The 24,127-nt window shown below is 63.0% G+C and carries 25 protein-coding genes and 2 tRNA genes; 9 read left to right on the top strand and 18 right to left on the bottom strand.

Features of this window, described 5'->3' with window-relative positions; genetic code table 11:
* Window positions 1-47: 47 nt before the first annotated feature.
* A complete protein-coding gene (locus Har1131_RS15035; RefSeq protein WP_008310913.1) occupies window positions 48-278 on the bottom strand; it encodes an Lrp/AsnC family transcriptional regulator in 231 nt (76 codons plus the stop codon).
* Between the two features lie 140 nt (window positions 279-418).
* On the opposite strand from Har1131_RS15035, the gene Har1131_RS15030 reads away from it, so the two are divergent.
* Together Har1131_RS15030 and Har1131_RS15025 are read left to right on the top strand one after the other, a co-directional pair.
* Window positions 419-1,105, top strand: a complete 687-nt coding sequence (locus Har1131_RS15030) for a TrkA family potassium uptake protein (protein WP_146417959.1) — start codon at window positions 419-421, stop codon at window positions 1,103-1,105.
* A gap of 2 nt (window positions 1,106-1,107) precedes the next feature.
* Complete coding sequence (locus Har1131_RS15025; RefSeq protein WP_014039505.1) at window positions 1,108-1,338, top strand: Lrp/AsnC family transcriptional regulator; 231 nt, start codon at window positions 1,108-1,110, stop codon at window positions 1,336-1,338.
* 39 nt (window positions 1,339-1,377) lie between these two features.
* Here the strand turns inward: Har1131_RS15025 and Har1131_RS15020 are convergent, their stop codons facing one another.
* The 14 genes from Har1131_RS15020 to Har1131_RS14955 all read right to left on the bottom strand — a co-directional run bounded on the left by Har1131_RS15020 (window position 1,378) and on the right by Har1131_RS14955 (window position 14,590).
* Window positions 1,378-1,890, bottom strand: a complete 513-nt coding sequence (locus Har1131_RS15020) for a DUF5813 family protein (RefSeq protein ID WP_151147108.1) — start codon at window positions 1,888-1,890, stop codon at window positions 1,378-1,380.
* A gap of 215 nt (window positions 1,891-2,105) precedes the next feature.
* Window positions 2,106-2,190: transfer RNA gene (locus tag Har1131_RS15015), tRNA-Leu, on the bottom strand.
* 148 nt (window positions 2,191-2,338) lie between these two features.
* Window positions 2,339-2,863 (bottom strand): hypothetical protein, encoded by a 525-nt coding sequence (locus tag Har1131_RS15010; RefSeq protein WP_050037542.1) that lies wholly within the window; start codon window positions 2,861-2,863, stop codon window positions 2,339-2,341.
* Window positions 2,864-2,900: 37 nt separating this feature from the next.
* A complete protein-coding gene (locus Har1131_RS15005) occupies window positions 2,901-3,308 on the bottom strand; it encodes a hypothetical protein (RefSeq protein ID WP_014039508.1) in 408 nt (135 codons plus the stop codon).
* Window positions 3,301-4,638: an ABC transporter ATP-binding protein gene (locus Har1131_RS15000; protein WP_044951665.1), complete on the bottom strand. Its 1,338-nt coding sequence runs from the start codon at window positions 4,636-4,638 to the stop codon at window positions 3,301-3,303. The genes Har1131_RS15005 and Har1131_RS15000 overlap by 8 nt, the downstream gene beginning before the upstream one ends.
* Window positions 4,631-5,851: an ABC transporter ATP-binding protein gene (locus Har1131_RS14995; protein WP_050037544.1), complete on the bottom strand. Its 1,221-nt coding sequence runs from the start codon at window positions 5,849-5,851 to the stop codon at window positions 4,631-4,633. Before Har1131_RS14995 ends, Har1131_RS15000 begins: the two co-directional genes overlap by 8 nt.
* Window positions 5,848-7,305: an ABC transporter permease gene (locus Har1131_RS14990; protein WP_151147104.1), complete on the bottom strand. Its 1,458-nt coding sequence runs from the start codon at window positions 7,303-7,305 to the stop codon at window positions 5,848-5,850. Before Har1131_RS14990 ends, Har1131_RS14995 begins: the two co-directional genes overlap by 4 nt.
* On the bottom strand, window positions 7,305-8,345 hold the full coding sequence (locus tag Har1131_RS14985; RefSeq protein ID WP_014039512.1) for an ABC transporter permease: 1,041 nt from the start codon (window positions 8,343-8,345) through the stop codon (window positions 7,305-7,307). Before Har1131_RS14985 ends, Har1131_RS14990 begins: the two co-directional genes overlap by 1 nt.
* Before the next feature lie 111 nt (window positions 8,346-8,456).
* Window positions 8,457-10,307: an ABC transporter substrate-binding protein gene (locus Har1131_RS14980; protein WP_050037545.1), complete on the bottom strand. Its 1,851-nt coding sequence runs from the start codon at window positions 10,305-10,307 to the stop codon at window positions 8,457-8,459.
* A gap of 268 nt (window positions 10,308-10,575) precedes the next feature.
* Entirely contained in the window at window positions 10,576-10,917 is a 342-nt protein-coding gene (locus Har1131_RS14975) for a hypothetical protein (protein ID WP_014039514.1), read from the bottom strand.
* A 57-nt stretch (window positions 10,918-10,974) separates the two neighbouring features.
* Window positions 10,975-11,760, bottom strand: coding sequence for an MOSC domain-containing protein (locus tag Har1131_RS14970; protein WP_014039515.1), 786 nt, complete (start codon window positions 11,758-11,760; stop codon window positions 10,975-10,977).
* Between the two features lie 39 nt (window positions 11,761-11,799).
* The gene (locus Har1131_RS14965; protein WP_014039516.1) at window positions 11,800-12,348 is read right to left on the bottom strand and encodes a peptidylprolyl isomerase; all 549 of its coding nucleotides are present in this window, start codon (window positions 12,346-12,348) and stop codon (window positions 11,800-11,802) included.
* 166 nt (window positions 12,349-12,514) lie between these two features.
* A complete protein-coding gene (locus Har1131_RS14960) occupies window positions 12,515-13,447 on the bottom strand; it encodes an alpha/beta fold hydrolase (RefSeq protein WP_014039517.1) in 933 nt (310 codons plus the stop codon).
* 57 nt (window positions 13,448-13,504) lie between these two features.
* Window positions 13,505-14,590, bottom strand: a complete 1,086-nt coding sequence (locus Har1131_RS14955) for an anthranilate phosphoribosyltransferase (protein ID WP_014039518.1) — start codon at window positions 14,588-14,590, stop codon at window positions 13,505-13,507.
* Between the two features lie 109 nt (window positions 14,591-14,699).
* Here Har1131_RS14955 and Har1131_RS14950 point away from each other — a divergent pair, with 109 nt between their 5' ends.
* The 3 genes from Har1131_RS14950 (at window position 14,700) to mptA (ending at window position 17,445) form a co-directional block, all read left to right on the top strand.
* Window positions 14,700-15,737: an AsnC family transcriptional regulator gene (locus Har1131_RS14950; protein ID WP_014039519.1), complete on the top strand. Its 1,038-nt coding sequence runs from the start codon at window positions 14,700-14,702 to the stop codon at window positions 15,735-15,737.
* Window positions 15,738-15,809: 72 nt separating this feature from the next.
* Window positions 15,810-16,409, top strand: coding sequence for a response regulator (locus Har1131_RS14945; protein ID WP_023843125.1), 600 nt, complete (start codon window positions 15,810-15,812; stop codon window positions 16,407-16,409).
* A 97-nt stretch (window positions 16,410-16,506) separates the two neighbouring features.
* Window positions 16,507-17,445, top strand: a complete 939-nt coding sequence (gene mptA / locus Har1131_RS14940; protein ID WP_151147101.1) for a GTP cyclohydrolase MptA — start codon at window positions 16,507-16,509, stop codon at window positions 17,443-17,445.
* A 210-nt stretch (window positions 17,446-17,655) separates the two neighbouring features.
* Here mptA and Har1131_RS14935 read toward each other — a convergent pair whose 3' ends face one another.
* Window positions 17,656-18,462: a TrmB family transcriptional regulator gene (locus Har1131_RS14935; protein ID WP_008310877.1), complete on the bottom strand. Its 807-nt coding sequence runs from the start codon at window positions 18,460-18,462 to the stop codon at window positions 17,656-17,658.
* A 76-nt stretch (window positions 18,463-18,538) separates the two neighbouring features.
* Window positions 18,539-20,152, bottom strand: a complete 1,614-nt coding sequence (locus tag Har1131_RS14930; RefSeq protein WP_151147098.1) for a DUF255 domain-containing protein — start codon at window positions 20,150-20,152, stop codon at window positions 18,539-18,541.
* A gap of 81 nt (window positions 20,153-20,233) precedes the next feature.
* Between Har1131_RS14930 and Har1131_RS14925 the strand changes: the two genes are divergently transcribed.
* From Har1131_RS14925 to Har1131_RS14910, 4 genes are all read left to right on the top strand, one after another.
* Window positions 20,234-21,610, top strand: a complete 1,377-nt coding sequence (locus Har1131_RS14925) for a cytochrome P450 (RefSeq protein ID WP_151147095.1) — start codon at window positions 20,234-20,236, stop codon at window positions 21,608-21,610.
* A gap of 73 nt (window positions 21,611-21,683) precedes the next feature.
* Entirely contained in the window at window positions 21,684-22,241 is a 558-nt protein-coding gene (locus tag Har1131_RS14920) for an FxsA family protein (protein WP_151147092.1), read from the top strand.
* A gap of 81 nt (window positions 22,242-22,322) precedes the next feature.
* Window positions 22,323-22,396: transfer RNA gene (locus Har1131_RS14915), tRNA-Ile, on the top strand.
* A 250-nt stretch (window positions 22,397-22,646) separates the two neighbouring features.
* Window positions 22,647-23,504, top strand: a complete 858-nt coding sequence (locus Har1131_RS14910; protein WP_050037549.1) for a hypothetical protein — start codon at window positions 22,647-22,649, stop codon at window positions 23,502-23,504.
* On the opposite strand, the gene Har1131_RS14905 is transcribed toward Har1131_RS14910, so the two are convergent.
* Window positions 23,505-23,921 carry a low molecular weight phosphatase family protein gene (locus Har1131_RS14905; RefSeq protein ID WP_129756027.1) on the bottom strand — a complete coding sequence of 139 codons (417 nt, stop codon included), beginning with the start codon at window positions 23,919-23,921 and terminating at the stop codon, window positions 23,505-23,507.
* Window positions 23,922-24,127 lie beyond the last annotated feature (206 nt).

The following is a 24,127-nucleotide window of genomic DNA, read 5'->3' as shown; positions in this document are numbered from 1 at the left end:
ACGTAGGGCGGCAAGTCCCTTTGCCGTGTCGGAACAACGTGACTCGCTCACTCTAAGCAGATGTACGTGCGCGTGTCAGCGACGCCGTTGAGATCACGGACGTGACCTGCGACCGACTGCATGATATCGTACACCTCCGTCCCGGTCGCTTCGGCGATGATATCGTACTGCCCGGCGACGATGTGTGCTTCGGTGATGCCCTCGGCGTCGCGAACTGCCGCAAGGAGTTCTTCGGATTTCCCGGCAGCGGTCTTGATCATAATGAACGCGCTAACCATATTGTGGTGTGTCGTGTCATAGCACGAAAAAGCTTCCGTCAGGGGACAACAACGGCTTTGTTGTTTGATAGCGTGGTCAAGGCGTCCGGTGGTTCCACCGGGTGGGTACTTTTATTCACCCCCGTCCCATAGGAGCGTGTATGCGATTCGTTATCGTGGGTGCAGGTCGTGTCGGACTGCGGACGGCTCGCGTCCTGCAAGAGAGTGGCCACGAAGTTGTCCTCATCGAGCGCGATGAGAACGCGGTCGAGCGCGCGCGGACGGCTGGCTTCGAGGTGATCGCGGGTGACGGCGCTATCGAGGAGACACTCGGTGGCGCCGACCTCGAAGCCGCCGACGCGCTCGGCGCGCTCACCGGCGACTTGAACGACAACTTCGTCGCCTGTATGATCGCCAAGGAACACGGCTGTCGAACCGTTATGCGCATCGACGAGGACTACCGCGAGGAGATCTACCGACGCTACGCCTCCGACGTCGACGAGGTCATCTACCCCGAACGGCTGGGCGCTATCGCCGCGAAGAACGCGCTGCTGGGCGGGAACATCCGCGCAGTCGCCGACATCGCACAGAACCTCCAGCTCGTGGAGTTCACCATCCAGAAGCAATCGCCGATGGAGGGGTACTCACTGTCGGAGTTGGAGCTTCCGTCGAATTCCCGACTGATGGCGCACGGGAAAGGCGAAGCCCCGCTCGCCATTCCCGGCCCGGACGAAACACTGGAGGCCGGTGACCGGGTCGTGATACTGGCCGACTTCGAGACGCTCTCCGACGTCCGTAGTATCGTTGTCGGTGAATCAGAGCCTGCGACCGCGCTTGGAGGTGCCTGAACATGGTCATTGCGTACGTGATGGTCAAAGCCCACACCGGTGATGCGGATCGTCTGAAAAGTGATATCGAAGCCGTCGACGGCGTTGTCGAAGCCCACATCGTCGCCGGTGACGTCGACTTCATCGCAAAAGTGAACGTGGAGACACCCGCCGAAGTCAAGGACGTCGCAGCGACACATATCCAGGAAATCCAGGGCGTCGAAACGACACAGACCTACATCGCGATGGACTGAGGCTGGCTGTTACCCTGTTTCCATGCTCGACACGTACAGCTACAGCGGTGTCCCGCCGCGAGACCCCTCGCTCCCGCCGGTACTCGCCGAATTGAGCAGGTCAGCCACGACGCCGACATAGTCGTAGCCGGGAATGACGCCCTCGACGTACGTCCCCTCGACGTACTCGACGAAGGTTTTGGCGACGTCCGCGGCCTGCCGTTCGCCACCCATTGTGTACTCGAACGTGACCACGACCTGCTCGCCGGCCTCAACGACGCTGTAATCGTCCAGCTCGACAGCGGTTCGGGTCGCTTTCGGCGCATCCTCCAGCCGCCGCTCCAGTGTCTCGAACCAGCCGTCGATGACGGCGTCACCGACCTCGTCGCTTGTCGCGGCCTGTAGCGACGGCGCTCTGACCGTCACCTCGTAGGTCGTCCGCCACTTTTCGCCCTCAGTTGCAGTCACGCGGCCGTCGAAGTTCGTCGTCTCGACAGCGTAGCTATCCCCAGCCGAGACGAGCGCATCGTGTCGGTCGAACGCTTCGGCAACGTCATCTGGCACATCAGTCATTACGCCGGTATAGGCCACAGACGTGCAAAAACGCGTCGTGTCCGGTTCGTCTCCGTTCGAATTGCCATCAAAACGGTTCACACGCTCTCACATTGTTCGAGCGGATTCATGTGAGGGATGGGATTCGAACCCGATGCACATCCTCACTTCGTTCGAATTTCCGTGATTCGAATCCCACGATGACATTCGTTGCTCACGGATTGTTCGCAACAGAATGCGAGGGATGGGATTCGAACCCACGGACCCCTACGGGAGCGGGTCTTAAGCCCACCGCCTTTGGCCAAGCTCGGCTACCCTCGCGCAGATTGAACTCTGCGGGGGCTAGTGAATGGTCCTTTCGGTCTCGGACTGCGAGGTGTCCTATCGCGTCCCACCACAGTCAGGTCGGCGGAACTCGATAGCGACCGTGACACACTGGTTCAGCTGTCACTTCTCCTCTGACGTCCGTCTACTCCTCGACCGGGAGCCTGTCGGTCGGAAGGAACTTCGTCCGGTCGGCGTGGTCGAACGTTGCGACCGGCGTCCCGTCCAGTTTCCTGAGCAACGTCTGGAACGTCGCACCGTCGTTCGCGGCGGTAACCGTGTTCCCGGCATCCTGGAGTTTGTACGCGCCAGCGATGAACAGCGAGGCGGCGTCCGGATCGAAGTACTCGACGGCCAGAAACACCTGCTCCCCGACCGTCCGCCGGTACACGTCGTACGCTTCGAGTGGGTTCGATTCGACCAGCCGCGTCACTTCCTCGGCCTTGTTACCCGGAATAACGAACACGAGTTCGAGTCCGTCACCGTCGTCGACTGTCTGCAGGCCCGCGTCCCCGGCCGGGACGACGACGGCCTCGCGGCCGTTAGCGCGCCGCTGGTCAGCCAGCGCCTGTGTCTCTTCCAGCGTCTGTTTCCACGATGCTTTGCGGTCGTCCGAACCGGCGGCAAGCCGTTCGAGGTCGTCTGTCCCTTCGCCACCTGTCTTAACCATATCCTGTCGTTACGCCCGCGGGAGGTAAATGGTGGTGTCACTGGACGCCGAAGACGACCTCCATGCTCAGTGAAAGCCCGAGGACGAACAGACTCGCTACGAATAGCTTCACCGGCGGTGAGAGCCGGTCTTCGGGCGGGGCGAGCGAGTCGAGTGGCGGCACGACGCGGGCCAACACCGACTCGAACGGCGTCCGCTCCCGCGCTGACACGCCGAACGACACGCCGGACTCATCAGACTCGTCGGAATCGAGGGACGGCGCGCGCCACAGGGTGATCGATGCGTAGCCGAACAGCGCGAAGCCGATAAAAAACAGCACGAACTTCACCGTCAGCCAGCCACCGCCACGGAGCGGCGAGAGCACGCCACCGATAAGCGTTGCTGTGAGTGTGACGCCGAGGGCGTACCACAGCAGATCGAGTACCTTCCCCGCCAGGTTATCCATCGTGCGTGTCGTAGCCACGGCGACGCAGTTCTTCGCCGGGAGCGTCGTGGTCCGTCGCGTGCCGGTGACAGAAGCTCGTCCGTCTGTCGTCGACATCGTAGTACTGCGGCGTTTCGGTGTCACACCGACTGCCGAACGCTTCCTTGAGGTAGGCCCGTGCAGCGTCGGGGTCTCCATCACTGAGATACGTCACAGCCTGTTCGACGTGCTCCCGCACGTCCGGCGGGAGGTCCACGTCGCTGAACTCCTCCTCGACGATCTCATCCCCGTCGGCCAACGCGGTATCGAACCCGAGCCGTTCCTTGAGCCGCTCACCGATCGACTGTTCCGCGCGGGACCGCTCGCGAATGACATCACGGAACTCTCGAATCCGGTCCCACACTTCGTCGCTAGCGTCTATGTCTTCGGGCCGAATCCGGACGGGGCACCGCGTTGCGAAGGGACACCCCTCCGGCGGGTCCCGTGGACTCGGCGGTGAGCCAGGCAGGGTAATCCGGTCCGCTTGAGCCGTCGGATCCGGTTCCGGAATTGCGGACAGCAGTGCGCGCGTGTAGGGGTTTTCCGGGTTCTGGAACAGCTGTTCCGTCGGCCCGACTTCCATGAGGTTCCCGAGATACATCACCCCGACGCGGTCACAGATGTGCCGGACCACGCTCAGGTCGTGCGCGATGAAGAGGTACGTGAGACCGAACTCCTCCTGAAGTTCCTCCAGCAGATTGAGTATCTGGGCCTGGACGGACACGTCGAGTGCCGACACGGGTTCGTCGAGGACGACGAACTCCGGTTCGAGCGCGAGTGCCCGAGCGATGCCGATACGCTGTCGCTGCCCGCCGGAGAACTGGTGGGGATACCGGTAGTAGTGCTCCGGCATGAGCCCGACCTCGTCGAGCAGTGTCCGTACCTTCTCCCGACGCTCGCGGGCCGTCCCCTGTTCGTGGACGTCCAGCGGCTCGCGGATGATCTCGCCGACAGTCATCCGGTCGTTGAGGCTCGATTCGGGGTCCTGAAACACCATCTGGGCGTTGCGGCGCCACTGCTTGAGGTCGCCGCCGCTGAGTTCGGTTATATCGGTTCCATCGAAGGAGACCGTCCCGGACGTGGCCGTCTCCAGTTGGATGAGCGTCCGACCGAGAGTCGTCTTGCCACAACCGGATTCACCGACCAGCCCGAACGTCTCGCCGCGCGCGATCTCGAAGTTCACGCCGTCGACGGCTTTCACCGGGTCCCCACCGAACAGCCCACCGCCTTCGTAGTACGTCTTCAGGTCCTGCACATCGAGTAACGTCTCGCCGGTCTGGTGTGACACAGTATCGACGATTGACTCACTCATCTGTGTCACCTCCCTCCAGCTGTCCGCCGGTGTCTCCGGCACTGTGGCCGTGGCCACCGTCAGCCCGGGCATCGCTGTCTTCGGACCCGGCCGGGCCGGTATCCTCACCGGCTTTTCGGCGCTCAGCCGGCCAGTCGTCCGCCGACAGCGCTTCGCTTGCCTCGGCGCCCGTCTGGTCTGCGTTCTCTTCGTGGTGTGTCACAGTGTCGTCGGTAGGCATATCTTCGGGATACAGGAGACAGGCGGCGGTGTGGTCTGCTGATTCGCCGACCTCCACATGGGCGGGATGGACCCGCTCACACTCGTCGAAGCCCTTCGGACATCGGCTGACGAACCGGCAGTACGACGCCGATTCGTGTGGCGTCGGCACGTCCCCTTCGATAGTGGGCAGCCGATCCGTACTGGGGTTCCGACCGGGAATACTCTGCAGTAGTCCCTGCGTGTATGGGTGGTGTGGGTTCGCGAACAGTTCCTCTACGGGTGCTTTCTCGACGACTTCGCCGGCGTACATCACGGCGACGCGGTCGGCAACCTCCGCGATGACGCCCATGTCGTGCGTAATGAACATGATACCGATGTCACGCTCCGTCTGAATTTCCTGTAGCAGGTCCAGAATCTGGGCCTGAATGGTGACATCGAGTGCTGTCGTCGGCTCATCACAGATGAGCAGGTCGGGGTCACAGGCTAGTGCCATCGCGATGACGGCTCGCTGGCGCATCCCGCCGGAGAACTCGTGGGGGAACTCGTCGACACGCCGTGCCGCGTCGGGGATACCGACTGCACGCAGCAGTTCGATGGCTTCCGACTTGGCTTCGGTGCCTTCCATACCGCGGTGGAGCTCCAGCGCCTCGATGATCTGGTTCCCGACAGTGTACACCGGGTTGAGCGAGCTCAGCGGGTCCTGAAACACCATCGCGATGTCCCCGCCACGAACTGACCGATACTGCTTTTCGGAAAGCGTCGTCAGCTCTCTCCCGTCTAATCGGATAGACGACTCCTCGCGGATTTCGCCCGGACTGTCGACCAGTCCCATTATCGAGCGTGCGGTGACGCTCTTGCCAGAGCCGGATTCGCCGACGATACCGAGCGTCTCGCCGCGCTCGATGTCGAACGAAACGCCGTCGACAGCGCGGATCTCCTCTCGGTCGCTGTGGAACACGGTTCGGAGGTTGTCAACGGCCAGCAGCGGCTCGCCGTCGTCGGTGTGGCTCATCCGCCACCACCTCCGGCGGCCGCGCCAGTCGCACCGCCTTCGGCACCCTCGCTCTGTGGGTCGATAGCGTCACGAATCCCGTCGCTGAATGCGTTGAAGCCGGTGACAACCAGCGTAATCAGGATACCCGGGATGAGCGAGATGTGCCAGGACTGACTGGCGATGTACTGTTGTCCGATGTTGATCGCCCGCCCCCACTCAGGAGTCGGGGCGGTGATCCCGAGTCCGAGGAACGAGAGTGCAGAGACGGAAATAATCACGCCACCGAGCGTCAGGGAGGCGTAAACCAGGAGATAACCGAGGATATACGGTGCCATATGTTTCCGCATAATCACAGTGGGTCGCTGGCCGTAACTCTTTGCCGCGTCGACCCACTCCTGTTCACCGACCTGTAGTGCAGGGCCACGGACCGCTCGCCACAGCCCCGGCCAGCGTATCAACGCGAACAGGAGGATGAACAGCATGGCCCCGCTGTATAGCTCTGCTATCCAGTGGTTCCTGAACACCACCGTCGCAAGAATCACCAGCAGCAATGCTGGCATTGCCTGGACGGAGTCGCTGGTCAGCACCACGATGAGGTCAGTCACCCCCTTGTAGTAGGCGGTAACTAATGCCAGCGTCGTTGCGATAAAGCCCGCAATCGCCATCGACCCGAGCCCGATGAACAGTGACACCCGTGCGCCGAACGCGAGGAAGGTGAACAGGTCCTTGCCGCTGACGAGCGTTCCGACAGGGTGGAACCGCCCGAAGTCGTCGTAACTCCAGACTCCGACGTTGCTGTCCCCGCTACCGCGGGAAGCGGAACCGAGGTTCGCTTCACCGATGGTAATTGTTTCGACCGTCTCCGTGTCCTCGTCGTAGTACTTCATATCGTGGGAGTACGGTCCCTCGATATTCTCTTCGGCCGTGGTTGGGCCGACAACGGGCGCGAACGCGGCCATCGTGACGAAGAAGACGACGACAGTGAGCCCGAACAGGCCCCAGTAGTGGCTTCGGAGTCGGTCGATGACGTCGTCAGTCGGCGTCCAGTCAGCAGCGCGGTAGTGCCGACGGAAAAGGACGTAGCCGTACCACAGCCAGCCTAGCAACGCTGCAACGTATGCATACACAAGCAGGAAGCGGATGAGCCACGCGTATTTCGGCTCAAGGCCGAGGAAGGTCCCCTTCCAGGCGCTCCCGTCGTAATACCCTCGGTTGGGTACCAGTTCCCGGCTCAACAGATGCGGCAGTTCGCTGAAGAAGGCTGACGCACTGGCGAACGCCTCGGCGCCGGGTGCTCCCGGGAGCAACCCGAGTCCGGCGCCTATCGCGCCAAGCAGCCCATCGAGGTATGTCGGTCCTTCAAGCAGCAACAGGATACAGAGTCCTGCTCCCCACAGTAGTGCCGGTCTGGGGTGTGCCCTGAGTCGGTCCTTCAACGGCTGATCGATGTCATCGGTGAGTTCTGTTTCCATCATCCGTCGTACCCCACACGCGGGTCGATAATCGTGTACGCGAAGTCCTGTACGATATTCAGGCCGACAATAAGGAGGATGAACAGGTACATCAGCGTCCCGACAAGCGGGAGGTCACCCTGCTTTGCCGCCTTGACGAACAGCAGGCCGATACCGTTGATAGAGAAGACAGTCTCGACGAGCACTGATCCGCCGATCAGGATGAACGCTTCCGCAGTGATGACCGGCACGAGCGGAATCAGGGCGTTCCGGAAGATGTGCTTCCACACCAGCACTCGCGGTGAGACGCCTTTGGCCTTGGCCGTTTCGACGTACTTCGAGTTGATTGTCTCAAGGACGGCGGTTCGGCCGATACGCATCTCTGTGCCCATCGACGCGGACCCGAGCACCAGTGCGGGCGGCAGTATCTGTTTTGTCGCTTTCGCCAGATTGGTCCATGCCTGCCCGGGATCAGTTATCAATCTCGTCGGGCTCCTGAGCACGGCGAGGTTCGGAGAGGTCACGACATTGGTCTCCACGATGAAGCTGGTCCAGCTGAACCCGAACAGCTGCTCTGTCTGTGAAAGCACCGTAACCAGAATCACCGCAAGCCAGAAGTTCGGCATCGCTCGCCAGACAATTCCACCGAAGGAGGCGAAGTAGTCAGAGAACGTATTGGGATTCAGGCCGGCGTAGAAGCCGAGTGGAATTCCGATTCCGAGGGCGATCAGGACCGCCCAGAACCCGAGCCAGATCGTCCGTGGGGCATAGCTGATGATGAGGTCGATGGCCGGCGTTCCGGAGTTGACGACCCACGATTGGCCCAGATCAAACAGGAACAGATTACCCATGAAATCGAAGTACTGCTCCCAGAGGGGCTCGTTCAATCCCAATCGTTGCTCGATCTGTCGAATCGCACGCGCATCGCCTTGCGGTCCGAGGATCGCTGCCGCGGGGCTAAGCGGCCCCAGCCGGATGATTGCAAACGTTACTGTCGTCCCGAAAATGATAACGGGGATTGACAGAGCCACACGCTTGAACAGGTATGTGAAGCGGCTCATGGCTTGTCTTGTCTCGGTTGTACGGGTATTTGTGAGTTCATAATCTTTGAGGGCTGCGAACTTGGTACCGTCACCGGGTATGACGGAAACGAAACGCTAGCGGGAGCGGGACTACTCTCTCTCTCCGAGAGACACAGTGTTCATCTTCTGGCGGCTCGGCCCCATCCCAGCCGGCGGGGTAAAGTCGACGTGGTCGTACCAGAACAGCTCCCTCAGTTCGTGATACACCGGCAGCATTGCGACGTCTTCCCAGTTCGCGTTCTCCAGTTTGATGTACGCTTCGTTCCGGGCGGCCTGAGCTTCTTCTGTCGGTGCCGGGTTGTCGCTGAGCGACTGGTATGCCTCCTCTGCCTGCTGTGCGGCGTCGCCGTTCTCCGGCTGCCAGTTGACGTAGGAAATCGGGAAGTCGAGGCTCGTATCGGTCTGTGGCGGGTTCAGCAGCTGGAGGAAGTTGTCCGGGGCGGGCCAGTCGGCGACCCAGCCAAGCGAGTACATCTCTAGCTCGCCGTTGCGGCCACGTTCGAGCAGCGTGTTGAACGGCGCCTGATTGACTTCGAGGTCGATGTAGACGCTCTGAAGCTGGTCCCGGAGGATGCTTGCCGTTTCGCTCCAGACACCGGACTCGTAGATTGTCAGCTCGACGGCGACACGCTCGTTTTCGCCGTAGCCGGCCTCCTCCATCACCGAGCGGGCCTCCCCGAGCTGGCTGTCGTCGTAGCCGTACGGGTACTCGTTTTCGGCGCGGTCGTTGTAGTTCTGGGCACCGCCGGGGAAGATCGACTTCGGCGTGAAATTGTACGCGGGCTCGCCGCGCTGCTTGAAGACCTGCTCGACAACGGTGTGCTGGTTCATCGCGTACGCGACCGCCTGACGGACCGGCTTTGGCACGTTGGCCATGTTAAATCCGAGGTAGAACACACCGATGGTCGACACACCGGAGTAGTTGGCCGTCGCGCCGTTACGCAACTCGCCGTAGGTCCCGATCTGACGGCCTTGGTCGTCTTCTTCCTCGACAGATACCTTCCCGGGGTCGTACTGCGCCGTGGGCAACTCGAAGATGTCGGCATTGCGGTTCATCGCGTAGTTGTAATTGGCCGAGTCGCTCTCGATGACCGAAAAGTGGACGCCGTCGATGCTTGGGCTTTCGCCATAATAGTCGTCGTACGCGCCGACTCTGGCCTCAGTTCCGGAGTCCCACGTATCGAACTCGAAGGGGCCGTTCCCGACAGGGTTCGAACTGGAGAACTCGGCCTGAGTCATCTCGCCGTCGTACCCTTCGATGTCGCCGACCATGCCCTCGGGAACCGGTGAGAAGGAGGAGTACGCGAGCATCTCCAGCGTGGAGGCGAACGGCGCGTCTAGCTGGATTTCGAGCGTCGTTTCGTCAACGGCCGTGACGCCGAGTGTCCCGGGCTCGTACACTTCCTGTTCTTCGCCGTCGACCGTCTCGGTCGTCGTTTCGTGTGTGACGCCCAGCGAGTCCAGAACGAAGTAGGCACGACTGGAGTTGTCAGATGCAGTCAGCCGCTCGAACGCGTAGACGAAGTCACTGGCGGTTACGGTGTCCCCGTTGTGGAACGTCGCGTCCTTCAACTGGAACGTATAGGTCGTGAAGTCGTCGGATACCTCGTAATCCGCAGCCATAAGTCCCTCTACAGCGGGCTGCGCGTCGGGATAGTTCATCAGCGGATCGAACATCTGCTGGATGACGATCCCCGACTGGGTGTCGGTCGCCTCAATCGGGTCCATCGTCGTCATCGTCCCCGTATTGACTCGCCAGAGGTCACCGTCCTCTTTCAGGTCGGTCCCGACATCGCCCCCACTGCTGTCCGTCGAGTCCATACCGTCTCCGGTCCCCGCCTCGTCCTCAGTTCCGTCACTATCACTATCACTTGAACATCCTGCCAGTGCTGCGGCGGCCGCAGCACTGCCCGTCGCTTTCAGAAACGATCGACGCTCCATGCTACTTGAACGTGGCATATTGATACCCAAATTGCCCCCCATAAATAGAAGTTATGTCATACAGTAGCTTGAAATATTAAACTGCTTGCATCAAGAAATTCAGTTTATTATCTATAGTAATCTTACATGATATATCCTGTGGTGGCTGATTTCTGGGGGCGGAGATTCACCCCCGCAGAACCGAGTTCTCGGTGTCGCTGACCGCGCGCACAGGATACCGCCGTGGACTGATAGGTGGCAGTAACGGCTGTCGCTATCAGAAACTGCGCTACCAGTCGACGGAGAGTGACCCGTCGCCGTTCGGGTCTGGGGCGATCTCTTCGTTCGTTCGCCGGTCGATGACGTGGATGATGCCCCGGTCTTTCTTCGCCGGGCAGGCCTCCGCGGCCGCGACATTGTGATCGAGGTCCTCCTCGTCGATGAAGTAAGTCTCGGGCTTGGCGATGCCGGTGTCGAGGTCGAGCGTCCAGTTGCGCGACTTCTCGGCGCACTTGCCCGCGCCGAAGCACTTGTTGGCCTCGAAGATGATCTTGTAGGGCTTCTCCTCGACCGGGGGACCGTCCTGTTCGCCGAACTCGCTCGGGTCGACGTGGTCGTCCGCGTCTGCCATTACGCCCCGTTCGAGGCGGACCGCCTTTCGATTGTCGGTCTCGGCCGCGTTCGCCCGCTACGTCTCATCCGTCGACACGACCTCGACGAGGTCCCCGACGGCGAGGTCCGCACCGCGGTCGCCCTCGGGAACGCGGGCGATGAGCATCAGGGTGTAGAAGTGATCGAAGGCGTCCCGGTCAGCCCACTCCGGAAACGTCTCTCGCCGGCGTTCGATGAACCGCTCCCGGAACTCCGGGGTTTCCCTACCGGTGTCAGGGTCCCGCTGGGGGACGACACAGCGACCGCAAGGTGTCACCCCTTCGAAGCGGACGCCGCCGGCCCGGAAGGCAGGAGCGTCCGTACCGACGAAGCGGTCCTCCCAGAACGCCGGAACGCCGCCGATTTCGACGTTCGCGCGGAGCCGCCGTCGCAGCCCTTCGACGGTCACGTCGTCGAACCACGATGCCACGGTCTCAAGCGTCGCAGTGCTGATGACCGACGGGCCCATCTCCCGCCGGTCGACGTATCCGAGCGTCTCGTCGCGCTCGACGGTCAGGTCCACGTCGAAAAACGCGCTGAGCCATTCGGCTGCTCGGGCGCGGTCATCCGCATCCCGGAGTTCGAACGACACGCTATCGCCGTCAGTGGTGACCGACAGCGTTCCCGTTCCGGTGTCGTAGCTGGTGTCGATGTCGTGGACGCGGTCGGTCCGCTTCCCGTTGACCACGTCGCCGTCGGCGTCGAACATGGCGAACTCGCGGTCGTGCGCCAGCGTCCCGCCCGGGCGGATCGATACAGAGTCGCAGTCCATGCCGTCCAGTGCCTTGACGGGGTAGACGGTGAGTCGCTCGACGTGTGCCACTATCGGTTGCTCGCTCGGAACAACGAAAACGTTGTGTGGTTACCGGTGAATCTCGACGGATTCGAGCAGCATCTCCTCGGTCGGCGCGTCGTTGCGGTCGGTGTCGACGCTGCCGATGGATTCGACGACCTCCATCCCGTCGATGACTTTCCCGAAGACGGCGTGTTTGCCGTCGAGGTGGGGCTGGGCGTCGAGCGTGATGAAGAACTGCGAGCCGTTGGTGTTCGGGCCGCTGTTGGCCATGCTGAGGACGCCCGGGCCGTCGTGACTGAGTTCGTCGTGGAACTCGTCGTCGAAGGAGTAACCAGGGCCGCCGCGGCCGGTGCCGGTCGGGTCGCCCATCTGGATCATGAAGTCCTCGATGATGCGGTGGATGTCGATGTCGGTGTACAGTGGGTCGATGCGCTTCTCGCCGGATTCGGGGTCTTCCCACGCACCGGTCCCCGGACCGACTTCGGTCCCGTCGTAGTCGTCGGCACCCTCGGCCAGGCCGACGAAGTTCTCAACGGTGGTCGGTACGCGCTCGTCGTACAGTTCAACTTCGATCTCGCCCTCTGTCGTGTGGAGGGTCGCAGTCAGGTCACTCATACTCAATCGGAGGGAAGCCCGGCAGAAAAGCTTGCCCACTGACCGAGAGTTCAAGTACCGATACGAGGCCATCGCCGCCATGATCTGAGTAGCCGTCGCGTGGCGGGTCGCGGGAGCCCGACACGTCGCCACGCGAGCGGGAGTGTCGGCTGTTCGCTATTCCGGGCTACGGCAGGTGTGACAGTAGCAGCTTCGACACCTGCTCGGGGGCGTCGAACTGAACCCAGTGGCTCGCCGCCGGGAGCCGCTTGACTCGACAGTCCGGGACCCACTCGTCGAGGTCCTCAGTCAGGGCGAGCGAGAGCGCGTCGTCCTGAACACCCCAGATAAGGAGCGTCGACGCTGTCACCGGCTGGTCGCCGATGCCGCCTGCTGTGAGCGTCAGCTTTGCGTTCCGTCGGCCGAGTGCCCGGTAGTAGTTGACTGCGGCCGTGCGCGCGCCCGGCTGCCCGAGCGCCCGCTTGTACCGCGTCACGTCGGTATCGGTGAAGGCGTCGGGGCGGGTCGGCCCGTCAGCGAGGATGCGCTCCAGCACGGTGCAATCCTTCCAGCGGAGGCTGGCCTCGGGAAGGACGGGAAGCTGAAAGAACAGCACGTACCAGGACCGCAGAACCTGGTCGAACGAGCGGCGGAGCTCTCGCTCGTACGCCGACGGGTGGGGTGCATTCAGGACCGCTAGCTGGTCGACGATATCGGGACGGTCGATGGCGGTCTGCCAGGCGATGACGCCGCCCCAGTCGTGCCCAACAATGTGGGCCTGTTCGCGGTCGAACGCCGAAACGAGACCCGCGACGTCGGCGACCAGCTCGTCGATGTGATACGCCGCGACGCCGTTGGGCTTGTCGGAGTGATTGTACCCCCGGAGGTCCGGCGCGACCACGCGGTAGCCGGCGTCGGCGAGCGCCGGGATCTGGTGTTTCCATGCGTACCAGAACTCCGGAAAGCCGTGCAACAAGACGACGAGGTCGCCGTCCGGCGGCCCAGCGGTCACGGTGTGGAGCCTGATACCGTTGGTGTCGACCAGCTCGTGGACGCCGGGTGTTTCTGATGCGGGTACTGTCCACGCAGTGCTGTCGCGAGCGCTGGCGTGTTGTCCCATTAGAATCACTTCGCCCGCTCGGTAGAAGTGGGTTCCGCTCCGTACCCCGTCGCCGGATTAGAAGGCCCGGAGGTCGTCGAGTATCTCCGCTGCGCTGCCGTCGGCAATCGCTTCACGGGCCTGTTCGAGGCCGTCCTGAATACTGTTGGCGTCCTCGCGGGCGTAAATGCGGAGGGCGGCGTTGAGCGCGACAGCGTCGGCGAAGCCGTCCTCGCGCTCGCCGGCCAGCACGGCCTCGGTTATCGCCGCCGACTCTTCGGCTATGTCGTCGACCTGCAGGTCCTCGCTTTCGATGTCCATTCCGTACTCGCCGGTACGGATTTCGAAGTCCGCGATGTCCTCGTCGTCGGACTCCTCGCCGGTGACGGGCCATTCGGCCACGACCGTCTCGCCGGGGCGAACGTCGTCGTAGCCTTCCATTCCCTGGAAGAACAGGGCACGCTCGACGCTGCTGGTTTCAGATCGTGCGAGCGTTCGGACCATCTTCTTCGCGAAGGCCAGATGGTAGAAGCTGCCGAGATGTACGCTGGCGTTGGCCGGGTTCGCGAGCGTCTCGACGGTGTTGACGAAGGTCCGGACGCCCATGTTGTCGCGGCGCTCGAACAGGGCGTCGATGCCGGGATTGAACGCCGGCTGGTAGTAGAAGCCGAAGCCGACCTCGTCGACCATATCGGCGCTTTCGCTCGGTTCGATCTCCGTTCGGACGCCCAGTTCGTCCAGAACGTGCTTGTAGGCGTCCTGTTTCTGCGTGGGGACGCGGTCGCCGGAGTGAACGACAACGGGCGTGCCCGCGGCGGCGGCGACGACGCCCGCGGCGACGCCAAGAATCGCGGACCGACCTTTGCCGTCGTAGTTGGCCCCGCAGTCGACCGGGTCGGCGTCCGGAGCGGCTGTCTCGACCGATTCCTCGGACATCACGTCGACATAGGCAGCCAGTTCCTCTGGGGTGTTGCGCTTCCAGCGGTTGGCGAGCCAGAACGCGCCGAGCGTCGTGTGGTCGGGTTCGTCGCCGAGGATGCGTCGGAACGCCTCCCGGGCCTGCGTGCGGGACATATCGTCGGCCGATTTGTGACCGGAGCCGACGACTTCCGTCATGAGTCGTTTGAGCGGCCATTCGCCGTACTCCCGGGTCGCTTGCGCCATGGAAACGTGTTCGGGCCAGAGTTCAAAAGCCCCTGCGTTTCGTTCTCAATTTGCGGGAACTGGCTGCGGTCCCGAAAGGGATACACGACTACACTCCTAACCGAATACAATGAGTCTCCAGTCGGGCGAGTGGCGCGAGCAGATCGATGAGGTAGACGCTGCGCTCATCGACGAGTTCCAGAGTGACTTCCCGATTCAGGAACGTCCCTTCGAGGCTGTCGGTGAAGCGCTGGGGGTCTCAGCAGGGACAGCACTTGACCGGGTCAAAACGCTCCGTGATGACGGCATCTTCCGCCGCTTCGGCCCGGTTCTGAACCCGCCGGTCATCGGCTCTTCGACGCTTGCTGCTGTCAGTGCCCCGGAGGATCGGTTCGACGAGGTCGCCGAAATAATCAACGAGTACCGGCAGGTGAACCACAACTACGCTCGCGACCACGAGTGGAACATGTGGTTCGTCGTCACTGCAGGGTCCCGAAAGCGACGCGACGAGATTCTGGCCGAGATCGAGGAGCAAACCGGCTGCTCGGTGCTCGTCCTGCCGATGCTGACAGACTACTACATCGATCTGGAGTTCCCGGTCGTCAATGGGGACCGGTTCGCCCGGGAGAGTCTGGAGACAACTGACGCCAGTGCAACGCGAATAAGCGAGGACGCCGCCGTCGACCTCTCAGAACTGGACCGGCGATTATTGCTCGAAATCCAGAGTGGGTTCCCGCTCGTCGCGACGCCCTACCGGGACGTGGCGGACGCTGTCGATGCCGACGTGTCCGAAGTACTCTCGGCTATCAAGCAACTCCAGCGGACCGGCTGTATCAAGCGCATCGGCTGTGTCGTGAACCACATCGTTACCGGGTTCGACAACAACTGTATGGTCGTCTGGAACGTGCCGGACGACGCCCTCGACGAGCGGGGACAGGCAGTCGGGGAACTCCCCTACGTCACGCTCTGTTATCACCGGCCACGCCGCCCGGAGCAGGACTGGCAGTACAACCTCTTTACCATGATTCACGGGCGCGAAGCGAGCGTGGTCGACCAGAAGATAAACGAACTCGCCACCGAACACCTCCCCTACGAACACGACCGGCTCTACTCGACGGCGACGCTCAAACAGACCGGAGCGCGGTACGACGATATCGTCGGCCAGTAGGGCCTGGATAATAAGGCAGCCAGTTGGGACAGCCGGAATCCTTTTGCAATTCTGTTCTAAACATGCTAGCTAATGACAATGGGTCGGCAAGCGACAATCCTCGTCGTTGACGACGAACCAGCCGTGGCCGACGTGTACGCGGAACAGTTGCGGGACCGGTACACAGTCGAGACGGTATACAGCGGTGAGGCCGCCCTTTCGAAGCTTGATTCCGCAGTCGACGTTGTCTTGTTGGATCGGCGGATGCCGGACCTTTCCGGCGACGAGGTGCTGTCGGCGATCCGTGAGAAACGCTACGATACGCGCGTAGCCATGGTGACCGCGGTAGACCCCGACTTCGACATCATCGAGATGCCTTTCGATGACTACGTCCTCAAACCGGTGTCGAAGGAGGACCTCTTCGGGACAATCGAACAGTTGCTCCTGTACGCCGATTACGAGGAACGCCTGCGTGAGTGCTACTCGCTCACGGCGAAATACGCGGCACTGGAATCGTCGAAACCACAGGCCGTCCTCGATGAGAGCGAGGAGTTCTCCGAACTGAAGGCCGAACTCGCGGAGGTCCGGGCGGAGCTTGACGATATCACCGATTCCTTCGACGCCACTGACTTCGAGTTGCTGTTCCGGGACTTCGAGACGGGCGAATCGATGCCGGACAACACACAGCTCTGACCCGGTTCGGAGCGGGTCGTTTCTACGGTGGCGATGCTCACGGCGACCCGCCCACCCTTTCGAAAGCACTAACCGATTCTCTTCCATAGGAAGGGCAATGAGTCAGCAACTCCCGGACGTGCAGGCGTCGAGTCCGGACGTAACGGTCGGTCTCAATCGCGTCGGTGTGACGGGCGTCGAGAAACTCGTCAAACTGGGGCGTCGTGACCGCGACCCCATCGTACTCATGGCGGAGTTCGAAGTGTTCGTGGATCTGCCGTCTTGGCGCAAGGGGGCCGATATGTCCCGCAATATGGAGGTCATCGACGAGACGCTGGAAACCGCCGTGTCCGAGGAAGCCTATCGGGTCGAGGATGTCTGTGGCGACGCCGCCGAACTTCTGCTGGAGAAACACGACTACACGACGAAGGCGGAGGTCCGGATGGAAGCGGAGTACGTCACCCACGAGTCCACGCCGGCCTCCGGGATGCCGACGCAGTCGACCGCCGATATCATCGCCTCGGCGACGGCGACCGAAGACGGGACGAGCGAGGAGATCGGCGCTCGCGTCACCGGGATGACTGTCTGTCCGTGCTCCCAGGGGATGTCAGCCTCCCGTGCCCGCGAGACGCTCCAGCAACTCGACGTCGACGACGACGTCATCGAGGAGTTCCTCGAAACAATTCCCCAGGCCGGCCACTCACAGCGCGGCCACGCCACGCTCACAGTCCAGAGCGACGGCGCGCCCGAAGTCGACCTGAACGAACTCATCGAAGTCGCCCGCGACTCGATGAGCGCCCGCATCTACAACCTCGCAAAGCGGCCCGACGAGGACCACATGACCTACGAGGCCCACAAGGACGCCAAGTTCGTCGAGGACTGCGTTCGCGCGCTTGCCGAGGGCGTCGTCGAGACGTTCCCGGACCTGCCGGACGACGCCGTCGTGACGATGAAACAGTCCAACGACGAGTCCATTCACCAGCACAACGCCCACGCCGAGCGTGTGGCGCAGTTGGGCGATCTGCGGCAGGAAGTTAGCGAGGACAGCGAGGACTGAGCGCAGCGAAGTACTCGGAACGTCGGAGCGGGGAGCATAGCGACCCGCGAGACAGCGGTAGTTTTTGAGCACAGCGAAGTCATCAGGACGTTGAGCGAGGAGCGCGAGACGCAACACGTCTCGGTTACGAACGGCGAAGCCGTAGGCGTAGCGACTCGCGAGATTGCGGTCGCTGTCTGTGACGCTGTTTCTAACTCTCTGCTGACCCAGCTACGGCGGGCCGACCGGCTTCGCTTCGGCCCAGTGTTCTTCAAAGGCCTGGCTGATATCGGCAGTGAAATCGGAGTCCTTCATGTCGATGACACCGAAGGTTTCCTCGCGGCCGAGGGGGTGTGGGACCTCGATACAGACCTCGACGCCGTCGAGTAGCTCGAACGTGGTCCTGATGTTCGGGCTAGCGCGGGCGCTGTAGTTGTCGTAGTGGAAGAGGCGCTCGTAGTACTCGCGGTTGGCCTCCTCGGGAAGGCTCTCGAACAGATCCGGTCGGACGAGCAGGGACACCTCGACGCCTCGTTCCAGCGCCGCCTCGAGTTCATCGACGATCCGCTCGGTGCCGGAGAGGATATCGACCTGTCGAGCGGGTGCCGAGCCGACCATGATGATCTCGTCGTCGGCGGCAGCCAGCCGTTCGAGCAACAGGTCAAGCGAGTCGTTGGGGCCAACGGCGGCCGTCCAGAACGGCTCCTCGACGGGGTCTGCCGACTCCAGTTGTGACGAGAGGTCGTCGACGATTTCCTCGTACTGGCCGACCTTCTCTTGGAGTTCGCGCTTCTTGTCTTCGAGCAGGCGGTCGAGGGCGGTGTCCGGCTCGACGGCGACGTATTTCTTGGGTCGGCTGGCGGTCTGGCTGCGGACGAGATTGTACGTTTCGAGGCTGTTGAGCACGTCGTAGATGCGGCCCATCGGGACGTCGCTGGCCCGCGATAGTTCCTTGGCCGTTGTCGGTCCCGTTTCCAGTAGCGACCGGTATGCTCTAGCTTCGTACTCGGAGAGGCCGAGATCTCTGAGACTGGACATACCCATACATCAGGGTACGTGTGCAAAAACTTGTCGGGGGTTTACCGTTTGTCCACGTTTGCTGCCGTTGTTCGTGTCAGCGTTCGCCAGTTATCGAGGCTTCGAGGTCGGTCGGCGTCGTCCCCTCGGCGACGATAGCGTCCCCGTCGAGGAGTCGCGCCGTGCCGTCGCCGTCCGGCTCCGGGACGACGGTGGTCTCGTGGTCGGCCAGCCGAAGTGCCGCGCGGTGGAGGTCCGTTCCCGCTTCGGCCCCGACGGTGAGCGTCTGGGGTTGCTGGAGGCGGGCCGCGACGCCGGCGTAGCCGGCCACCTCGACGCCCATCCGTTCTGCTGCGCCGGCGAAGGACTCGACGGCTGAAAGCGCCGCGTTGCGGTATCGGTCCTCGCCGGTGAGTGCCGCGAGGTCGACAAGGGCGTCAGCCAGTTCCACTGTCGCGTCGAGCGGATGGAGCGAGCGGTTACAGAGCCCCGCCCCGCTGGCGGGACCGTCGCGGAACGCGCCGCCGTCCTGTTGACGGTTCTCGATGGTCCAGTCGGCGACAGCTCTGGCCGGCCCCGGCTCACCGAGGACCTGCCAGCTCGTCGTCAGGCCCTGGAGGAGCTGGGCCTGGTCAAGCAGCAGACCGGTATCGCTGTCCGCGCCGTCGTAGTGGGCGACTTCGCCGCCGTCGACCAGCGACTCACAGACAGCGTCCCGGGCGCGACTGGCGTACTGCTGGGCGCGCTCGTCGTCAGTGTAGGCAGCGACCCACAGCAGGGCATCGATGGCGAGCCCGTTGCGGTCGGCGAACACCGTCTCGTCGACGTTTGGCGACACCGTTCCCTCGCGTTCAGTCGGTTCCAGTCGGTAGTACTCGTCCGACCCGGCTTGGCTCGCGGCGAACGCGTCGTCGGCCCACAGCGTCGTCGTGAGGTAGTCGACGGTCCGCTGGGCGGCGTCCCGGTACGCCTCAGTCCCGGTGTACCGGTAGCCGTGAGCGAACGCCCGGACTAGGGCGGCGTTCTCGTCCAGCAGTTTCTCGCGCCGTGGGTTCCCCCAGTTGCGCTCCGTCGAGTATCGGAAGAAGCCGCCGTCGTAGGTATCGAGCAGGTGCGTGCGAATCGCTTCGAGTGTTCGGGTGGCCTGGTCTCGCGCCCGGACGAGAGCGAACTCGACGGTCCGCGGCAGCGGGAACTTCACGTCGGTTCCCCAGCCGCCGAACTCGTCGTCGAACGCGCCAAGCAACTGTTCGACCATGTGTTCCTCGATGCGCGGCCGGAGTTCGCCAGCCGGCGGCGATTCGTCCTGTAGCTGCCGGGGAATCGAGCCCGCCGCCGCGCCCTGGGCGTCCCACGACTCCCGGACGGAGTCCAGAATACCGCGGAACCCGTCCGGCCCGAGGAACGTCGCGCCGGTGATGACCTCGCCCTCAGGAGTCAGGAACACCGTCGACGGGAATCCACCCATCGTGTACCGCTCCCGGACGCGTGGGTTCCGGTCGGCGTCAACGCGGACCGGGACGAACCCGTCGTTGATGTTGGCCGCGATGCGGGGCTCGCCATACGTGCCTCGGTCCATCGCCCGGCACTCGGCGCTCCACGGAACCGTCAGCGCCAGCAGCACCGGTTTCCCCGACTCGGCGGCGTCCTCGAACGGGGCTGTGCCCCACTCGCGCCACTCGACCTTGGTGTCGCGTGCGTATTCGTCCATACCAGGTCTGGGCGGTGGGCGTACAAAGGCCCTCTCACTCCCGGCGAAAGACCGATTGGCGGGGCGGCCCAAACGTCGGCGATGGATTCCCAGCAGGCGATTCCCGAACCACCGGAACCAGTCATGCCGGGCGACCGGCCGCCCCGTCTCGGCCGTGTCCCGTTCGTCGACAACACCGCTGCGATGTTGCGTGACCCGCTGGGGTTCTACGACCGCGCTGGTGCCCACGAGGCCGACGTCGTGGGGTACAACGTGGCCGGGACGACGGGCTGTTTCGTCTGCCATCCAGACCTCGTCGAGCAAGTGCTGGTAACCGATGCTGACGCCTACGAGAAGGGACAACTCCTTCAGGATACGCTCGGGCAGTTCATCGGCGAGGGGTTGTTCCTGCTGGAGGGCGAGGAGTGGCAACGCCAGCGAACGGCGCTCCAGCCGGCGTTCTACCGGGAGCGCATCGCCGCCTACGGCGACACGATGACTGAGTTCGCTGACCGGACGGCGGCGGGCTGGAGCGACGGCCAGCGCATCGATGTACTCCCGCACATGCAGTCGCTGACGCTGAACATTCTCGGCAAGACGCTGTTAGACGTAGACATCGAGACCACCGCTGACGCGCTGGAACCCCTACTCGACGCGCTACGCAAGCGGCTGGACCCGCGGTCGCTGTCGGCGTATCTCCCGCTGTGGGTTCCGACGCCGACGAACCGTGCCGTCAATCGCTCACTCGCCGAGTTCCAGTCGACGCTCGACGACGTGATCGCCGCCCGCCAGCGCGAGGCCGAGCACGCCCGCGAGGCGCGCGACGACGTACTCTCCCTGCTGCTCTCGCTCGACGACGAGACGATGGACCGCGAGCGACTGGGTCACCAGCTCTTGACCTTCCTCGTCGCCGGCCACGACACGACGGCGCTGACGCTCACGTACGCCTGGTTCCTGCTGGCGAACAACCCCGAGTGCCAGCAGCGCCTGCACGAGGAACTCGACGCGACGCTGGGGAACAGCCAGCCGACGCCCGAAGACCTGTTCGAACTGCCGTATCTCGATGCCGTGCTGAACGAGGTCCTGCGGCTGTACCCGCCCGCGTTCACGGTGTTTCGCCAGCCGACGGAGCCGGTGACGCTCGGCGGGTACGAACTCTCGACGGACGCACAGCTCACCCTCCCGCAGTGGCTCGTCCACCGGGACGAGCGCTGGTACGACGCGCCCGACGCGTTCCGTCCCGAGCGGTGGGACGACGACTTCGAAGCGTCGCTCCCGGAGTACGCCTACTACCCCTTCGGCGGTGGCCCGCGCCATTGCATCGGCATGCGCTTCGCCCGGATGGAAGCCAAGCTCGCGCTGGCGACCATCGCCCAACAGTACGCCGTCGAAGCGGTCATCGAACCCCCGCTGTCGCTGGCGATGCAGATTACGCTGAGCCCCACAGAGCCAGTCGAAGTCCGACTGCGGGAACGCTGACCCGCTACCCCGGTGGCCGACAGCCGGGTCCCGCTCTCGAAAGGCGTTTGGGGGCGGGCCTGCAAGCAGTGGTATGCTCCGGGTCATCGGGCTGTTGCTGCTCATCCCGCTGTTCGACATCGTGTTGCTGGTGACGGTTGCGATACCGTTCCTCGGCTCGCTCGTGACGGTCGCCCTCGTCGTCCTGACGGCGCTGGTCGGTATGCTGCTGGTCCGCGCCGAAGGCCGTGCGACGCTTCGGAAGATCCAGCAGCGGCTCGCGGTCGGCGAACTCCCGACCGACGAACTCATCGACGGCGGGCTCCTCATCGCCGCCGGCGCGTTCTTCCTCACGCCCGGCCTGGTTACGGACTTCGTCGGCCTTCTGCTTGCGGTGCCGTTCACCCGCTACCCCGTCCGTGCCGCCACGCGCCGCTGGGTCGTCCAGCCCTACGTCGACGCCAAGACCGGCGGTTTCGCCAGCGGGCAGGTGTACGTCGGCGGGTTCCCTAACGACGAGAACGGCCCGGCCGGCCCCGGTGCGACCGGTCCAGATGGCGGCCCCAGTTCGGGGTCCGGTTCCGGCTCCGGCACCTCCTTCGACCCAAACGACGCCACCGACGTCGACTTCGAAGACAACGACGAAAACTGAAGCCCTGACGCGGTTTCACATCCCCAACCGGCCGCGAAACGTTACCCTTTTCAATACCCCTCGGGTACAACTGAATGCGTTGGGCCAATAGCTCAATCAGGTTGAGCGCTCGGCTGATAACCGGGAGGTTCGCGGTTCAAATCCGCGTTGGCCCATACCGAGTTCTTCCCGTTCCTGACTTTACCAGAACCGGCGCTAAAGTGCCGTAGTCCGTCGATTTCGGCGGAATTGAAAAACCCTGTTGAAGGAATTATTTATCAACTCGCAAGGGAACCTTGCGGACCCTGCCGCCGTCTGGCGCTTACTGCAGCTCAGGCTGTTCCCTCGAGTGAGGCGTGTCTGCACGATTCCGACCGGAAAAAAACACCCGGAAAACTTTCCTTTTGACTGCCTGTCAGTAAGCGCATGCGACGACGTCAGTTCCTCGCGAGCGGAACAGCCCTCCTCTCGGTCGCTGTCGCCGGCTGCGGTCATCCCTCTGTCGTGCTTGACATGGACGACGCGACAGCGGCCGACATCGCCGACGAAGTTTCGATGTCGCCCGGTCCCGAGTCGGCGGAGTACACGGTCGCCTCGGAGGCCATCGAAAACGGCTCTGCGACGCGCCGGGGGCGATACGAACTGTTCGACCAGACCGATACCGTCCGGATCGACGATGCCTTCTACGAAGTTTCGGAGACGGCACTCGAAAGTAGCGACGTGACGGTGTACGAGGTACGGATCGACTTCGATCCGGCTAACTCGACGGCTGAAATCGGCGAAATCGCCTACGAAGAGCTGCCGACGGCGGACCGCCAGCGCCTTGACTCGATCATCTCGGATGACAACCCACCCACCGGGGACGGGTACGACGTGGGTGTCGGGTACGGAACCGCCGAGGAAGTCGGCGACGGGTCGGTGTTCGTTCCGGAGCGCCAGTACGATATTATCGTCCACGACGGCGACCGCTATCGGGTTACGGTCAGTACACGAACGACAACAGAGACCGAATACCGGTACGAGGCGACGGAAGTCGCGTCGGGTGTTGCCTCGTTTGCTGACCAGATTCGAGACCAGTACTTGTTCACCCTCTCAGGCCTTTCCGACGCCGAACGAGAGGTCGTCGAGGAGGCCATCGACGGCGGATACTTCGAGGACAACGAAGCCTTCCAATCGGTCACTGACCGCATTCGGGAGCACGAGGGAATCGAGGTCACGGATAGCTACGGGACGTGGCTTCTGGCCTACGAACAGGGCGAGTATCTCACGTACGTCGAGTGGTAGCTATCCGGTGTACTCGTCGAACAGGTCGGCGACACGCTTCTCTATCTCGTCGCGGATTTCCCGCACCCGCTCGACCGACTGCCCGTGCGGGTCCTCTAGCGCCCAATCACGCACTGCGACGTCGGCATCGAGTTCGAGCGTCGAACACCCCATCGTCGCAACGACGGTGCAACTGTTGAGTTCGTCGTCCGAGACCGGTCGTGGGGCCCGGTCAGACAGATCGATGCCCAGTTCTTGCATGGCTTCGACGACTTCCGGATGCACTTCGTCCGCGGGGTCTGTGCCGCCGGTCAGGATTTCGACCTCGTCTTCGAGTCCGCGTCGGGTGCGTTCTCGCTTGGCAAACGCTGTGGACATCTGACTTCGGCCCGCGTTCTGGACACAGACGAATCCGAACTTCAGGGGCGTATCAGTCATCGCGTAATAGTTCCGAGCGAGCGGAATAACCCTTCCTAAGACCGCTATTGTGGTCTATATATCCGAGACTCTCCCCACTGTACGGCACCAGTGGTCGGCAAGCCGACCCGCGGCGGTGCCGCCTCGCGCACCTATATCCCCTCCACATTGAGGGGGCAGTTCCTTCGGCTATCCCAGTCCGTGCCTGAGTACATGCCGGAGTACCG

It is taken from the genome of Haloarcula sp. CBA1131, assembly GCF_008728975.1.
GTDB lineage: Archaea > Halobacteriota > Halobacteria > Halobacteriales > Haloarculaceae > Haloarcula > Haloarcula hispanica.
Note: the sequence above shows the minus strand (reverse complement) of the source record. Positions and strands in the feature narration are given on the sequence as shown.